This is a genomic window from Bradyrhizobium sp. STM 3561, from assembly GCF_045571455.1.
Lineage (GTDB): Bacteria > Pseudomonadota > Alphaproteobacteria > Rhizobiales > Xanthobacteraceae > Bradyrhizobium > Bradyrhizobium vignae.
The window spans coordinates 5273813-5288607 of sequence record NZ_CP120695.1 but is presented as its reverse complement, the minus strand read 5'-3'; the positions used below and the strand labels follow the sequence as shown (position 1 = coordinate 5288607).

General features: G+C 58.5%; 12 protein-coding genes and 2 pseudogenes. 10 read left to right on the top strand and 4 right to left on the bottom strand.

Annotation, left to right across the window (positions count from 1 at the left end; genetic code table 11):
* Positions 1 to 268: 268 nt before the first annotated feature.
* Positions 269 to 1029: pseudogene (locus P6U28_RS25050) on the top strand (IS5 family transposase).
* 1482 nt (positions 1030 to 2511) lie between these two features.
* Complete coding sequence (locus P6U28_RS25045) at positions 2512 to 2976, top strand: SgcJ/EcaC family oxidoreductase (RefSeq protein ID WP_209295739.1); 465 nt, start codon at positions 2512 to 2514, stop codon at positions 2974 to 2976.
* Positions 2977 to 3142: 166 nt separating this feature from the next.
* Here P6U28_RS25045 and P6U28_RS25040 read toward each other — a convergent pair whose 3' ends face one another.
* The 3 genes from P6U28_RS25040 to P6U28_RS25030 form a co-directional block, all read right to left on the bottom strand.
* On the bottom strand, positions 3143 to 3370 hold the full coding sequence (locus tag P6U28_RS25040) for a hypothetical protein (protein ID WP_122401583.1): 228 nt from the start codon (positions 3368 to 3370) through the stop codon (positions 3143 to 3145).
* Positions 3351 to 3689 carry a hypothetical protein gene (locus P6U28_RS25035; RefSeq protein WP_122406450.1) on the bottom strand — a complete coding sequence of 113 codons (339 nt, stop codon included), beginning with the start codon at positions 3687 to 3689 and terminating at the stop codon, positions 3351 to 3353. Before P6U28_RS25035 ends, P6U28_RS25040 begins: the two co-directional genes overlap by 20 nt.
* Before the next feature lie 447 nt (positions 3690 to 4136).
* Positions 4137 to 4376: a DUF1127 domain-containing protein gene (locus tag P6U28_RS25030; protein WP_122401558.1), complete on the bottom strand. Its 240-nt coding sequence runs from the start codon at positions 4374 to 4376 to the stop codon at positions 4137 to 4139.
* A 150-nt stretch (positions 4377 to 4526) separates the two neighbouring features.
* Here P6U28_RS25030 and P6U28_RS25025 point away from each other — a divergent pair, with 150 nt between their 5' ends.
* From P6U28_RS25025 to P6U28_RS25005, 5 genes are all read left to right on the top strand, one after another.
* Positions 4527 to 6080 (top strand): winged helix-turn-helix domain-containing tetratricopeptide repeat protein, encoded by a 1554-nt coding sequence (locus tag P6U28_RS25025; RefSeq protein WP_407120143.1) that lies wholly within the window; start codon positions 4527 to 4529, stop codon positions 6078 to 6080.
* 474 nt (positions 6081 to 6554) lie between these two features.
* On the top strand, positions 6555 to 7319 hold the full coding sequence (locus P6U28_RS25020) for a ferritin-like domain-containing protein (protein WP_407123116.1): 765 nt from the start codon (positions 6555 to 6557) through the stop codon (positions 7317 to 7319).
* 381 nt (positions 7320 to 7700) lie between these two features.
* Positions 7701 to 8129, top strand: coding sequence for an IS66-like element accessory protein TnpA (gene tnpA / locus P6U28_RS25015; RefSeq protein WP_122401560.1), 429 nt, complete (start codon positions 7701 to 7703; stop codon positions 8127 to 8129).
* Positions 8126 to 8479, top strand: coding sequence for an IS66 family insertion sequence element accessory protein TnpB (gene tnpB, locus P6U28_RS25010; protein WP_122401561.1), 354 nt, complete (start codon positions 8126 to 8128; stop codon positions 8477 to 8479). Before tnpA ends, tnpB begins: the two co-directional genes overlap by 4 nt.
* 68 nt (positions 8480 to 8547) lie before the next feature.
* Positions 8548 to 8940: a transposase gene (locus P6U28_RS25005; protein ID WP_244607898.1), complete on the top strand. Its 393-nt coding sequence runs from the start codon at positions 8548 to 8550 to the stop codon at positions 8938 to 8940.
* A gap of 179 nt (positions 8941 to 9119) precedes the next feature.
* On the opposite strand, the pseudogene P6U28_RS25000 reads toward P6U28_RS25005, so the two are convergent.
* Positions 9120 to 10305: pseudogene (locus P6U28_RS25000) on the bottom strand (IS3 family transposase).
* A gap of 36 nt (positions 10306 to 10341) precedes the next feature.
* Between P6U28_RS25000 and P6U28_RS24995 the strand changes: the two are divergent.
* The 3 genes from P6U28_RS24995 (at position 10342) to P6U28_RS24985 (ending at position 14730) form a co-directional block, all read left to right on the top strand.
* Positions 10342 to 11301 carry an ABC transporter substrate-binding protein gene (locus tag P6U28_RS24995; RefSeq protein WP_407123115.1) on the top strand — a complete coding sequence of 320 codons (960 nt, stop codon included), beginning with the start codon at positions 10342 to 10344 and terminating at the stop codon, positions 11299 to 11301.
* 311 nt (positions 11302 to 11612) lie between these two features.
* Positions 11613 to 12404 carry a LuxR C-terminal-related transcriptional regulator gene (locus tag P6U28_RS24990; protein WP_407120142.1) on the top strand — a complete coding sequence of 264 codons (792 nt, stop codon included), beginning with the start codon at positions 11613 to 11615 and terminating at the stop codon, positions 12402 to 12404.
* 958 nt (positions 12405 to 13362) lie between these two features.
* A complete protein-coding gene (locus tag P6U28_RS24985) occupies positions 13363 to 14730 on the top strand; it encodes an efflux RND transporter periplasmic adaptor subunit (RefSeq protein ID WP_160118783.1) in 1368 nt (455 codons plus the stop codon).
* The last annotated feature ends 65 nt before the right edge of the window (positions 14731 to 14795 follow it).

The following is a 14795-nucleotide window of genomic DNA, read 5'->3' as shown; positions in this document are numbered from 1 at the left end:
TGTCGGAATTGGAGCTCTCTCGACGGCGGTGTGGGTCGGGACAGACGCAGGTTGGCCTGCAGTATTAGGTTCCGTCACTCTGGGGCTAGTATCATTGATAGCCTTTCGAGGATGCCCGGTCTGCTGGTCTATAGGCCTGTTTTCGATGGCACGCCGGTCGTTGACCTCGCTGTAATCGCGTTCACTTCTGCTTTTGGTCCTAGGGTCTGTACCTAATTAGCGATCTCTGATTCCTTCGCACCAAGTTGATTCGGGATGGGGGACTTCGGTGCGCAAAGGGCTGTTCTGGCTGAACGACAAGCAGTGGGCTCAGATCGAGCCGCATCTGCCAACGAACCAGACCGGCCCGGCGCGCGATGACGATCGACGCATCATCAGCGGTATCATTCACATGCTTCAGTGCGGCGCACGCTGGCGCGATTGCCCGCCCGACTATGGTCCTTACACGACGATCTACAATCGTTTCAATCGCTGGGCTAAGCGCGGACATTGGCAGGCGATCTTTGAAGCGCTCGCCCGCTGCGGCAAGGATGGCGTGACCTTGTCCATCGACTCCACCTCGATCAAGGCGCATCGCTCGGCGAGCGGTGGAAAAGGGGGGAGCATGAACAGGCGATCGGACGCTCGCGCGGTGGGCGGACCACGAAAATCCACGCGCTGAGCGACCCTGATTGCAGACCTTGCGCATTTCATCTCACTCCGGGACAAGACGCAGATATTGCCGCAGGGCCGGCCCTTTTGAAACTCGCGCCGCCCATGTCTGCCCTCATTGGGGACAAAGGCTACGATGGCGACGGCTTTCGCGCCGAAATCGCCAATCGCGGCGCAAAGCCCGTCATTCCAAACAAATCCAACAGGGTGACCCTCCACACCTTCAGCAAACGCGCCTACAAAGGGCGCAATGTTATCGAGCGCTGTTTCTGCCGGCTCAAGGATTTCAGGCGTGTCGCAACTCGCTACGACAAACTTGCCAGGAACTTCTTGGCTGCCGTGCACCTCGCCGCCATCGTCGCCTATTGGATCAATTGAGTCTGAACCCTAGGCTGCCTTCGCTGTAACTGCCCGTTGGGTCTGCTCTTCGGGGCAGAGCGGACGCACGTCAGGGCTAGCCGCCACAGACGGCCGTCGCTCCCGGTCACACCTCGCCGGGCAGTAGAAAGGAAAGGGGCCGCTCGTCGGCGGCCCCAACGTGGTCCTAACGGCAGGGTTTCCCTGACATCTGAGCCGCTCGGCTGTGACAGCCGTCATGCATTCTGGCCTTCGCCTTTGGAGCATTCGATGACTTGGTCGCCGGCGGCTGTGTTTGTGCGAACGCCGTCAGCGGTGAACCGAAGAGAATAAGTGCTAAGGCAACCTTCAAAATGGACTTCATGATAATCACCCGTCCGGTTGGTTCAAACGTACGCAGCATAACGATTTCTCATGGTTGTGTCAGCTGCGTCTATCACGCCGTCCAAACGCTCGGGTTGGCCGTTGCTAGCTAAGCGGTCGGACTGAAGGAGGTCAGCTTTTGGCCTGTGACTGACCTTAGCTCAGAGCGCCACGACGGCCGCTTCGGGGAGGTAAGCCGAATAACGTCATGCTAGGTACCGAGGGCAGCCTTTGACCCGCACCGGACCTTGTCAAGGTTTCAATGCCCGCGGCGGCGGGTCTCCGATACGACACAGGATATAGTTACATTCCTTGTTTGAACTGCTTAACTCTCTAATCAACTAATAAACATTTCAAAAAAAATCATAGGAGCCGCAATGTCCTCTCCAGAAGACGATCGGCGCGAGTTTTTAAGATCCTGCGGCAGGTTCGCCTGCGTAACACCTCCGAAGATCACAGCCTTGCTTTCGACCTCACTTACTAGCAGCGCAATTACCACCTCAGAAGGTCGGGTCGTGTATGCCTAATAACCGGCGAACTTGCTTCGGCAGAACGATCGGATCAATGCATTGCTGAAGCAAAGCGATACCGCGACAAGGCTGCCGAGGCAGAACAACTGGCTGAACTCGCGGTAACGGCGGCCCGTCGCCAAAAACTGACCATCATCGCTCGCACTTATCTCCGAACGGCGGCGCAGCTGGAGAGCGTCGCGGAAGCGATTGCAGAAGTGAAGCGGAGCGATTGCAGAAGTAAAGTCAAGTAGCTGACGATATGCAGGACCGGTCCTCCCAGCGCCGTCGCATTCTCAAGGCCGGCAAAATTGTATTCGGCTCATCGGCCGTTGATTGCATCGTGCGCGATATCTCCAGGCCCGCTTTGGTTTCCTGACAGCCTCGTGCTCGCGATAGTCTCGGATGGCACTTCTTGGCGCTGCCATATTGTTTGGCGAAAGGACGGTCAGATCGGCGTAGCTTTCGACGAGTAACGCCGCATCAGCTAGAGACCCTCATCCTTTCGAATGTCGCCTTGTGGCCCGAAACAGACGTGAAGGCAGGGAGCTTTGATGCTAAAATTTTGCGCACTGACGTAGATGTATCCTTTTCAAGAAACCGGTATTTCTTTCGAACGAGAGGTAGTGTCATGCGATCATCTTTAGCAATGGCTGGCGCCGCGATCTCACTGAACATCGGGCTATTGTCGTTTGCTTCCAATGCATTGGCCGAACCGAACGCGGAGATAGCAACGGCGACTTCAGCGTGGGGACAGGGACTTGCCGATCCCGAAAAAGTATCATCGCTCTATTCGGATGATGCCGTGCTCTGGGGTACGGCGGCACCGAAAATACGTTCAGGCCGGGGAGCGGTACGCGAGTATTTCGTTGGCGTGGCCAAAGCTGTGCCCGGCATCAAGGTTGAGTTTGGCGATCAACTAATCCGCGTCTACGGCAACACGGCTATCAATTCCGGTTATTACACCTTCTCTTGGGTTAGGGACGGCGAGACGAAAAGCTTACCCGCACGCTACAGCTTCACCTACGTCAAGGACGGTGATCGCTGGCTAATTGTCGATCACCATTCCTCAGCGTTACCGTCGCCCCCGAAGTGAGTTCGTCCAGGTTGGCGAGGCGGTGCTAAGTCAGCTATTGGCGCCTTAGGCGACCTGTCGCGCCTTCCGGCGCGTCGTCAGCTTCGGACCCTGAGTCGACTGTTCAGGAGCACGCCGCGCAACGCACGCCGAGCGAGCCGGACTCCACGTGACCATTCGCGTTGCTTTACGCGGCGCGTTCCTTGTCTGACTGTTCCTCTACGGCGGTCGCGGTTTCTTCCAACCCCTTTTTGTAATTGCCCGCGAACCTCTCAATACTATCGGCCCACATCCTCAGCATTGAGACCTGAAAGCGCATGATTGGGTTCAAGGCATTCATGCCGATTGCTGTCGCTGCGGCGATGCGTCTTTGTGGTTCGCGCGCGAACTCTGAGTTAGCGGATTTGTCTGCCATGCTGCTCGCTCCTTCTTTTAGTGTTACTTGCCTGAAGCGAAGTGACGGGTTGTGCAATGCGTGATTCTAAACGTTCGGCCAAAATTTGATCTACCGCGAGTCTCGCAGATCGGTCGTCATGCAATTCGTCGAGTTTTTTCAAGTAAGCGACCGCCGCTATTTGCAAGAGATCGAAATCATCTTCGCCGGTATCACGAAGATTGACGACGTAGCGATAGAGGGCGGAACGCCGAGCATCGTTCTCGCTGATGCCGTTGTGAAGCAGCAAGTAGTTCCGCCAAGCGAACGCACAGGCGCCTTCTATGGTCTGAGAAGTCACGTGCACCTCCCAAAGGCCAGAGAAAGACTGACGAACCGTTTCGTTCCGCGGATCTCGCGGATGTAATATTGTTCCGTAGCTGCGCTGCAGGATGTTTTGCAGTCGGGCGGCGACGATCCTGCAGTCGGCAACTGTCGATAGCGCATTCGGTCAATGCGATTGGGCTCGAAAACCGTCTTCGAGCGCACGCATTTCGAGTGGCGGATGTGCCCGGCTGATCGTGCGTGTGTTCCCAGAAGAACGGGGTTGCGCTACGTGCGAGACTTCCGGTTCTGGCCCATCGCTTCCGTTAATGCGTGGCAGCGAGATGTCAGGAGTCGGGGGTAAACCGGAAGCTCCCGACCGCTGGTCAAAACGGCGCTTTTGACCCATATCGGAAGTGAGCATCTGCGCCACGACGCCTCTAGCTGTGACAATACGACCTTCCATCGTTACAGATATCGGCATTCATTCACCGGATAGGATGCCTCGCGGATCGCAATCTCGGTGCGAGGCGACGTAGTCGATTTCGCCGCGCGTAATACCGATATCCATAAGCTCCCTGTCACTTAGGTCGCACAAGTTGGCTAGTAATCTCCGGCGTTTGCGCCACTCCTGAAATGCATTCCAGTATGCTTCGAGAGGACTGTAGACCTGCCGCCTTGCTGTTGCCGGCCCCAGCTCAGTGGTCCCATGGATCGTGCTCATTGAGGGCGTCCTGTCTGGACTGTTCACTAGGCGGAAGTTGCCGCAAGATGTGCCGGCGCGCTTAACCGGTGGCTTACATTTCCCTTACCGGCGGCTTATTCTTCGTGCGCCAGAGGTGCTACAGAGGCGATCTCGAGAGGGAATGGCAGCTTGCACTATCTTTTTGAGGAGTACACATTCGACACCGAACGGCGTGAACTGCATCGGGGGAACGATGCTGTGTCGATCACACCGCAAGTTTTTGACCTGCTTGATTACCTGATTCGCAACAGGGAACGCGTTGTCAGTAAAGACGACCTCATCAGTGCAATTTGGAATGGGCGCAGCGTATCCGACGCGGCGCTGACAACCCGCCTGAATGCCGCCCGGGGCGCAATCGGCGATTCCGGCGAGGAACAGCGCTTCATCAAAACACTACCACGCAAGGGCTTCCGCTTCGTCGGAAAGGTGCAGGAGGCGCGAGAAGCTGCGGGTCCAAATCCGGGCGATGCACCCGAGAGCGCTCCTGCAATTCCCGACAAGCCCTCCATCGCTGTGCTGCCGTTCGCGAACATGTCTGGCGATCCCGAGCAGGAGTATTTCGCGGACGGGATGGTTGAGGAAATCACGACCGCTCTTTCGCGGTTCAAATCGTTGTTCGTGGTCGCTCGCAATTCGAGTTTCACCTTCAAGGGCAAAGCCGTCGACATCAAGGAAGTCGGACGCAGGCTTGGCGTCCGCTATGTCCTTCAGGGCGCGGTGCGCAAGGCGTCGGGCAAAGTCCGCATCACCGGTCAGTTGATTGAAGTGGCTACGAGCGCACACATCTGGGCGGAAAAGTTCGAGCGTGACATGACGGATATTTTCGCATTGCAGGACGAAGTCACGCTCGCTGTTGTCTCAGCTATTCAGCCAAAATTGTTTCACGCAGAAATTGCACTGGCGAAGCGGCGGCGACCGGAAGACCTCACCGCGTATGATCTTTATCTTCGAGCTCTACAGCGAGCCTTCCGATCGACCCGCGACGGGTTGGCTGAGGCGCTCCGGCTAGTCCAGCGCGTCTTGAAGCGCGACCCTAAGTTTGCTGCTGCCGCTGGTCTGGCAGCTCTTTGTCACGCGGAAAATGTGGTCAGGGGCTATGCCGTCGACCCCCAATTCGAACGCAAGGAAGCCGTTCGGCTTTCGCGCGTGGCATTGAGACTCGACGATGATAATCCAGACACGTTAGCAAATGCTGCGTTGATCTCGGCACTTTTGGTCGGAGATTGTGAGACTGAGATCGAGATGTCTGATCGGGCGGTTTCTCTCAACCCGAATTCATATCGTGCATGGAACTGCAGAGGTTGGGTCTACAAGATTGCAGGGCAGCCAGAAGAAGCGATCCGGAGCTTTGAATGTGCCGTGCGAATGAGCCCACTAGACCCGCAACAATATACAGTCTTCACCGGGATGGGATTTGCCCTTGTTGAGCTTCGTCGCTTTGATGAGGCCGTCAGTGCCGGAAAGAAAGCGCAGCGTAACAACCCCTCCTATCCAGGACCATACCGCTGCCTCGCATCCGCTTTCGCCCATCTCGGGCGCGACGCTGAGGCCCGTGAGGCGGCGACCCGTATGCTCGAAATCGACCCTACTTTCACAATATCGGCGTGGATCGCTCGGAGCCAGCTATCAAAAAATGCGAAGCTGATGATTGAGGGTTTTCGCAAGGCGGGGCTACCCGAGTAGCACACCAATGTGCGCGAGGTGATCGAAATAGCGGCCCTTCTGCGGCGCATAAGTCCGGAGTTGGCCCATCGGCGACGTTGCGACTCGGCGGTCGGTAGTCCGCTCGTTGCGCCAGAGCGGAGCAGATTTGCTCAACCTGAGTTCTTCGTATTTTAAACCGTTGCTGAGGTCGGACCACTCCGCATCGCGGATCGTCCCGAAAGCTGCGCTAAGTAGGAACGGACGCAAGCTCGTCCCGTTTGTGATGCATCAAGCGCCCCCCAAGCGGCCGACAGCGGATTGCGACTTGCCGCTCCGGAAAGCGCGTCACAATTACCATGAAAAGGAGGTTCGCCATGAACGTAGAGCGGTCGCGTATTTCCCGACGGCAATCCGTTGCCGGCATATCGGTTCTCGGGCTGAGCGGTCCTGCTTCCCGCCGCCTATGCACAGCACAAAGCACAGCGGAAGCAACAGGAGACTACAGGCGTTGGAATCCATGCTCCCGAAGTGAAGGATGAAGATATTTTTCAGTTCGCGTTAAATCTGGAATACATGGAAGCTGAGTTCTATCTGCGGGCCACAATGGGAAGAGGCATCGACGATAGCGATGCCGGTCCAGATGCGGCGCGGGTCGTCGGCGGACACGAAGCCAAGTTCCAGAAGCCGGAAATCCGCGAATTCATCGAGGAGTTGGCGGAGAACGAGCTTGCCCATGTGCGCTTCTATCGCAAGACACTGGGCAGGATGGCGGTGTCGCGCCCGGCCATCGATTTCGATGCGGGCTTCAAGGCAGCTGCGCAGGCAGCCGGCCTCCCTGCCGACTTCGACCCGTTTGCCGATGATATGAGCGTCCTGCTCGGTGGCATGCTGTTTGAGGACGTGGGCGTGACCGCCTATGCTGGGGCAGCGCCGCTGATCAAGAGCAAGGAGTTCGTCCAGGCGGCGGCCGGCATTCTTGCGGTCGAGGCGTACCACATGGGCATGGCGCGCTCGCAGCTTTATTTGATGGGCGAAAAGGCCTGGAATGCGGCCAACGCGATCTCGGACGCTCGCGACAAAGTGGATGGGCCAGAGGATAAGGACCAAGGCATCCGGATGAACGGCAAAGCCAACGTCGTGCCGTCTACCCCCGACGCCATCGCGTTCCGCCGCACACCTCAGGAGGTGCTGCACATCGTCTATTTGACCGAGCAGCAAGGCGTTAGTAAAGGCGGCTTCTATCCGAACGGAATGAACGGCGTGCTCAAGTCCACCTAGGCCGCCACAGCGAACAGGCTGGCCGAGCTGGGCGGCCGGCCGAACTCGTGGTAGTCCGAGCGCCCAGATCGTAAAGGGCTGCCAGCTTGTGCCTCCGCGCCTCTTGCGGTTCGCGAGCGTCTTCAGGGACAGCATCGCGCGGAGCTTTCGTTCGATCCTACAAGATCGGAAGGCGATAACGCGGCCAACTTGCCACTTTTCCGCTCCTGGCCATCTGCGAAGTTTCGCCGGGTCCGACGGTGGCCCGCCCCCCTTGAGCCAGAGCGGACCAGATTTGCTCAACCTGAGTTCTTGGTCTTTTGGTAAGCGCTAAGCCGGCACCCTCGGTTCGACGTTAGATTAGATGTGCGAAGAAGCCTCTGGGTTGAGCGGAGGTTTGGGATGGGATTGGACGGCAAAAAGGACGCCCATTTGGACAGCTCATCAGTTGGGTCAGGAGCAGTCAGCCGGCTTGAGGTGCTTGAGGGACCGTCCGGGCGTCGCGTGCGTTCGGAGGCCGAGCGGGCTCGGATCGTCGCCGAAAGTCTGCTGCCCGGCGCTCAGGTGGCGGAGGTGGCGCGCAAGCACGGGGCGACGCGCTGGCAGATTTACGATTGGCGACGACGCTTCCGACAGCGCGGCGAATTGCCGTCGAGCGAGGCTCCGCAGCCGCGGTTCGCGCCGCTGGTTGTGGAGGGGCCGTTTGAGGAGCGTCACGTTCCGACAGTCAAGCTCGAGATTGCGATTGGCGACGTCGTCGTGCGGACGGACGCGGCGATAGATGGGGAGCAGCTATCTCGAGTGATCCGCGCGGTGCGGGCGTCACGATGATTGTCCCCGGCGCCGAGCTGAAGATTTACATCGCGACGCGGCCCGTCGACTTCCGCTGTGGGTATGATGGGCTTGCTGCGAAGGTGCAGCAGATGCTTGGTCTCGATCCGTTCAGCGGTGCAGCCTTTGTGTTCCGGTCGAAACGAGCGGACCGGATCAAGATTTTGGTGTGGGATCGAACGGGCTTGGTGCTGGTGCACAAGCGCCTTGAGGGCTGCAAGTTCGTATGGCCAAAGATTGCGGACGGCGTGATGCGGATATCGCCGGCGATGTTTGCCGCGCTGTTCGAGGGCCTGGATTGGCGGTTGGTACGGCCGGAGGAAGCGCGGCGTCCACAGGTCGCTGGATAAGTGCGGCAGAATGACTCTGTGCCGAGTTTGGCATGGCGCCGGCAGCGCAGATATGCTCGACATGGCGCATGAGCAGCGCGACGCTTCGCGACGAGAATGAACGCCTGAAGGCGCTTTTAGCGCAAACGCAGGCAGCATTGAGCGAACATCAAGCGGCGCTGGCCACGTCGGAAGAAGCGCGGCGCCGGTTGGAGGTCATTCTCGGCGAACTACGCCGAGAGAAGTTCGGAGCGAAGTCCGAGAAGCTGCGGCCAGATCAATACCATTTACCGCTCGAAGACGTGGAGATCGCGCAAGGCGTCTTGGACGCGGCACAGGAGAAGGCTGCGGCGGTCATCAGGGGCCGATCGCGTGCTGGATCGGATCAGGACCGTCATCGCAATCGAAGCTGCTTGCCTGCCCATTTGCCGCGGGTGGAGCGGATCCTCGAGCCTGCGAGCACACTTTGCCAGCCTCAATAGGGTCACGGCTAAGCGCTTACGTCTTTTGACCCCCCACTGCGACATAAGGGTTCATTGTATTCGGTCGATCTTCGCAGTTTTATTGGCTACGGACGGCACGCGTCACACGTTCAACGAGGCTTGAATGAGGCGGCGTCAGGTTCTCACCGTTTTAAGTGTTTTGACCTGCCACTGAATTTTCATCCGGCAGCGGTTAGAGTCTCGGAGCTTTGTACGCCAAGTGGCGCGGTTGGAGCAACGGACGATCGGCGGAGCTGGTCGGGGTTGCGTAGCCGATCGTCCGTTGCGGTGAGGTGGGCGGCATAAGCCGCGGGGGTCATGTATTTCAGCGACGAGTGAGGCCGCTGAAGATTGTAGTCGGCAACCCAATTGGCGATCTTGGCGCGGGCATGGTCGAGATCGAAGAAGAGAGTCTCGTTGAGCAGCTCGTCACGCATCCGGCCGTTGAAACTCTCGAGAAGCCGTTCTGCATCGGCTTTCCCGGTGCAATGAAGTGCCAGTCGATAGCTGCGTCCCTGCACCAGGCGAGCATGGCATTGCAGGTGAACTCGGTGCCGTGGTCGGACACGATCATTCCTGGCTTGCCGCGTCGTTGGACGACGGCCGTCAGTTCGCGAGCGACGCGTCGTCCTGAGATCGACGTATCCGGAATGGCGCCCAGACATTCCTTGGTGACGTCGTCGACGATGTTGAGGATGCGGAAGCGCCGACCGTTGGCGAATTGGTCGTGGACGAAATCCAGCGACCAGCGCGCGTTCGGCATCGCCTCGACTAGGATCGGGGCACGGGTCCCCACGGCCTTGCGGCGAGCCCGCCGCTTGCGGACGGTGAGCCCTTCTTCCCGATAAAGCCGGTAGATCCGGTTGATCCCCCATGGCTCACCCTCCCGCCGCAGCAGCACGAACAGCCGGCGGTAGCCGAAACGCCGCCGCTCGTTGGCAAGGTCACGCAGCCGGCCACGGAGAGTCGCGTCCGGAGGACGGCTGGAGCGATAGCGGATCATCTTCCGATCCGCTCCGACAATCGAACAGGCCCGCCGCTCCGACAGGCTCATGACGGCCTGCAGATGCGCGACCGCAGCGCGCTTGGCGGCGGGCCCTACCATTTTTTTGAAAGAAGCTCGCGAAGGGCGGCGGCGTCGAGCATCTGCTCGGCTAGAAGCTTCTTCAGCTTCGCGTTCTCGTCCTCCAGCGCCCTCAGCCGCTTCGCCTCTGAAACGTCCATGCCGCCGAATTTGGCCTTCCAATTGTAGATCGTTGCTTCCGAGACCCCGTGCTTGCGAGCCAGGTCGGCCGTCTTTGCCCCAGCCTCATGCTCCTTCAACACTGCGATAATCTGCTCTTCCGTGAACCGTGCTCGCTTCATCTGTCCGTCCTTCTTCGGGCCGGACTCTAACTCCATCTGGAGGAAATACGCAGGGGCAGGTCAGTTTTCGCCGCCTATTCGGCTGCCACGCTAGCTCAATCTAAGAGCATTCCGAAGGTCGGAATTGTTGGCTCACTTAACCAACGTGCAATAGACGAGTTCAAGGGCGGGTTGCGCGACTTTGGCCTTATCGACGGCGATTCGGTACTAGTTGTTGGAAATCCAGCAAGCGCCGCTTCCCCGCAAGCAGTGTCAAGGACCGTTTCTGATTTCATCTCACAAGGTATGAATGTGATCTTCGCCTCGGGAGCGGTCGCTGGTAAGGCTGCCAAGAGCGCGACTAGCACGATCCCCATTGTTTGCCTGACAGGCGATTTGGTCAAGGCGGGACTAGTTAAGAGCCTCGCAAGCCCGGGCGGTAATCTTACCGGGATTAGTATTTTGACAGCGGAGGCAAGTGCAAAGCGGTTGGAGTTACTGATTCAGATCGTTCCCACCCTTGAACGTGCGGCGGTGTTCTACAATTTTGACGATCCTACGGCTTCCCTTTCCGTAGAGCCGACCAAAGCCGCGGCAGCTAAGATGCAGGTCAGACTTCAGGTAATTGGAGTACACGGGCAGAGCGATTTCCCGAGCGCGCTTGCCGCGGCGGTGAACGCCAACGTGCAAGCGATCGCCCTAACGAGCAACCCTCTTTTTGATATAGCCGGGCAGCAGATAGCTGAGCTCGCACTACAGAACAAATTGGCGACGGTCAGTTTCGCGGACTCCTTTCCCGAAGTAGGTGGACTATTGTCTTATGGCCCGAGTATCTTTGCCGAATATCATCATGCTGCTCATTTTGCTGCTCGGATCATACGCGGGGCCAAACCAGCAGATCTTCCAGTCGAGCACACCACTATATACAAGCTTGGCATCAATCTGAAAACGGCAAGAGCGCTCAATCTGAAAGTACCAGAGATGTTGTTGGCGTCTGCCGACACGGTGATTGAGTAGCGCCATGTTACGGCACAATTTTGCCGCGGTGCAATTAACATCGCCAGCCGCACGCTACCTTCGCCCGATATCAAGCGGGATTCTCCATGGTGGGATTGCGGCTGAACAGTTCCGCGCACGGAACAAATCCGCGACAGACAGGCGCGCTAGCCGATAGGATGATTCGTGCTAAACTAAATCGAATTATGCCGTGGAAAATGGCGACGGAAATTCAATTTTCATTGGGTAGCGGCGCCGTGAACATCGTGATGCGATGGCCCCGGCGCAGGGCCGCGCAAGATGACACTCTCAACGTTGCCTAGGATGAATTCATGGTCAACGATCATACTTCTCGAACCAGCACACCTGTCATCAATTTTGAAAGGGATCGCACGCTTGCTGCGAGGCGGTCGGGAAAAACCGAAGCCGTCCTTGTGATCGCCACACCAAACGAGATCACCGCAGCCGGAATGGAAACCGTATTGCATGCGTCCGGTTACCGTGTGGCGGCGCGCTGCTCATCCGAAAATGACCTCCTGCGTTCCCTGGATGCCTACCGCCCGGATATCATTATGCTGGCGGAAAACCTTGTCGGAGGGGACATCGCGAGAACGGTCTCACGACTCCGCGCCCGCAACTGCTCTGTAGCGATGATCTTCCTGCTGGATGAGCACGAGTCGCTTAGGGCCTCCGTTCTGCTTGACCTTGACGTGGAGGGGATTCTGTTGAGCGTGGCCTGCTCCACAAGCTTAATCGATTGTGTAAAGAGCGTGCATCACGGCCGAAAGTGGCTCGACCCCGCCCTGTTGCGCCATCTAGCGACGGCTGAACGGTCCCCTCAGATTGCGAGCAGTCTGACATTGCGCGAAGCCGATATCGTCCACCTCGTATCGCGAGGCTTGCGCAACAAGGAGATCGCCAGCAAGCTCCATTTGTCAGAAGGCACTGTGAAGATGCATTTGCATCATATCTATGCCAAACTTCGTATTGGAAGCAGAACGCAGTTGGCGATGTCGATGGCTGGAGCGTGGACGCCTGGATCGAATAGTGAAACGCGCCAGGGGGAGCCTACCGCTCTGGATTCCGCGACTGCGGCAAGGCTCCAACCAAAGACCTCGGCTTAGCTTCGAGGCCTGCGGGGCTGGCCTAACGCCGGGCCATTTCTTTCCAAGTCCACATGGACTTCGGGTGGCTCCTTTTTACGACGGAGCATCTCTTCCGCAAGCCGTTGATTAGGCGCGTCTGCGCCTCCGGCATTCCATGGCGGATCTACGGTATCTCCTATCGCTTAGCCTATATCGGTTGATTACTATCGAAGGAGACCTTCGATCCTATCCAAGCGCCAATAGACGCGCGGGCACTTCACTGTAACGTTTCGATGGTCCGCTACGTCGGTAGCCGGATCAAGCTTCGGTACGCCAGGCGTAATGGTCGGCTTCGGTATCACTCTCAGCAGGAGGCCATCATGTCACGAGCCACTTACCTGCCGCTACTTGCAGCGATTACTTCAGTCGCGCTTGCCTCAAGCGGGGCGCTCGCGGCCGGGAATAAGACCGGATTTAACACGACGACCACCAGCACCCAAGGCGGAAGCACCAACCCGTGCACCGCCGGCAGTCCCGGGTGCACCACTACGACGACCAGTGTGAACGGCGGCGGGAACAACCCCCAACCGCCGACATGCGATGGCCCGGCCGGGCAATGCAAGTAAATTCCACATAAGACGTGCTTAGTTAGCTATGGAGAAAAAGCCATGACAAAGCTGCCTGCTCTCCTGCTCGCGTCCGCGATTTCATTCGCGTTTGCCTCAAGCGCAGCGCTCGCGAATAGTACTAACGGGAACAAGAACGGATTTACGACCACCACGAGCCAAGGCGGAAGCGGCAACACCTGCACCGCCGGCAGCCCGGGCTGCACCACTGTCACGGTGAACGGCGGTGGGAACAACGGGTCGTGTGATGGCCCCGCGGGGCAATGCAAGTAGTGCCGGAAACAACGTGATCTGGTTTGCGCTGTGGTCGAGGCATCAAGCCGCGGCCACAGCACTAGCTCAATTGGGCACCAGCGATGTGGAAAGCGTCGGTGGTTTTCATCGGTTTAATCGGGATCGGCCTCTCTGCCGCTATGCTGGCAGAAACGGAGACAAAGGAGCTATCGAAGTCTCAGCCGGCCCCGTATCGGCTCGCGGAGGTCAGTCGCGGGCGTGCCGTAACCAAGGTGCTGGCTGCGGGTACCATCCAGCCCGTCGTGAGCGTTGTCGTTGGTTCGCAGGTATCGGGCCAAGTGCAAGAGATCCTGGTCGACTACAACGATTCGATCAAAGAAGGGCAGCCGATTGCACGGCTCGATCCGCAGCTCTTTGTCACGCGTGTGGAACAAGCACGGGCCGAGGTCGATGTGGCGAGACAGGCCGTTCGGATCGCGATTGACGAGGTGGCGACTGCTGAGGCTGCCGGGAACAGCGCAGCGGCGGAGCGCAACAAGGCGGACGCGGAAGTCAAACGCGCCGAGGTCGTTGCGGACAACGCCTTGCGCCGATTCGAGCGCAAAGCTCAGCTGGTAAAGACCGGCTCAAGTTCGGTCAGCGATCTCGATGATGCTCGCACAGTCCATGAGGCAGCGGCTGCAGATGTGGAGTCGATCAAGGCACAGTTGGCGTCACAGCAAGCCCGTGCACAGGAGGCCGGTGCCAAACTTGGCGTGGCCCGCTCCCGCGTGACTCTCGGCGAAGCGCAGGTCCGGCGCAGCGAGGCGGCATTGCGGCAAGCCGAAGCCGATTTAGAACGCACCGTGATCCGTGCGCCGATGGACGGTGTGGTCATCGAACGAAGCGTTACGGCGGGCCAGACGGTCGCCGCCAGCTTTCAGGCGCCGACGCTGTTCACAATCGGTGATCTTGGCGCAGTCTCGATCGAGATCGCCATTGATGAGGCCGACATCGGCCAGATCGCTCTCGGCCAACCGGTCACGTTCTCAGTAGACGCATACCCAGACAAAGCCTTCGATGGCCGTGTTGTGCAAATTCGGAAAGCTCCGCACGCGCAAGACAACGTGGTGACATACACCGTCGTCGCATCCGCAAAGAACGAAGGCGGGCTGCTGTTTCCCGGGATGACCGCCAAGGCCGAGATCATTGCCGATGAGCGACCCGATGCGCTGCAGGTTCCCAGTGCTGCCCTCCGCTATCGGCCGCAAGGTATCGCCGAACCATCCGGATCACATGTTTGGGTATTTGATCGTGACAGCGTCCATCCCATCACCGTGCGAGTGGGGGTTAGCAGCGGCGGCTTGACCGAGATCGTTGGGCCTCTGCGAGAAGGGACGACGATCGTCGTCGACAAGCTCGTCCAGGAGGGCCACCGGGGTACTGTAGCGCAAACGCTCCGCCTGATGCTCGCGAGTTGGGCCGGATGGGTGCGTGCTGCGGTGGCCGAACGAGCCCCGTCTTAGGAGGCTAAGTGTGCCCGGGTACGTCATTGAAGGGGATAGGCTAAGCAAACACTACACCCTGGGGG

Bases quoted from the DNA above. Each gene is read 5' to 3' on its own strand.
- P6U28_RS25045 (WP_209295739.1), top strand. From the start codon at position 2,512: ATGCGATCATCTTTAGCAATGGCTGGCGCCGCGATCTCACTGAACATC.
- P6U28_RS25040 (WP_122401583.1), bottom strand. From the start codon at position 3,370: ATGGCAGACAAATCCGCTAACTCAGAGTTCGCGCGCGAACCACAAAGA.
- P6U28_RS25030 (WP_122401558.1), bottom strand. From the start codon at position 4,376: ATGAGCACGATCCATGGGACCACTGAGCTGGGGCCGGCAACAGCAAGG.
- tnpA (WP_122401560.1), top strand. From the start codon at position 7,701: ATGGGATTGGACGGCAAAAAGGACGCCCATTTGGACAGCTCATCAGTT.
- tnpB (WP_122401561.1), top strand. From the start codon at position 8,126: ATGATTGTCCCCGGCGCCGAGCTGAAGATTTACATCGCGACGCGGCCC.
- P6U28_RS25005 (WP_244607898.1), top strand. From the start codon at position 8,548: ATGAGCAGCGCGACGCTTCGCGACGAGAATGAACGCCTGAAGGCGCTT.
- P6U28_RS24990 (WP_407120142.1), top strand. From the start codon at position 11,613: ATGGTCAACGATCATACTTCTCGAACCAGCACACCTGTCATCAATTTT.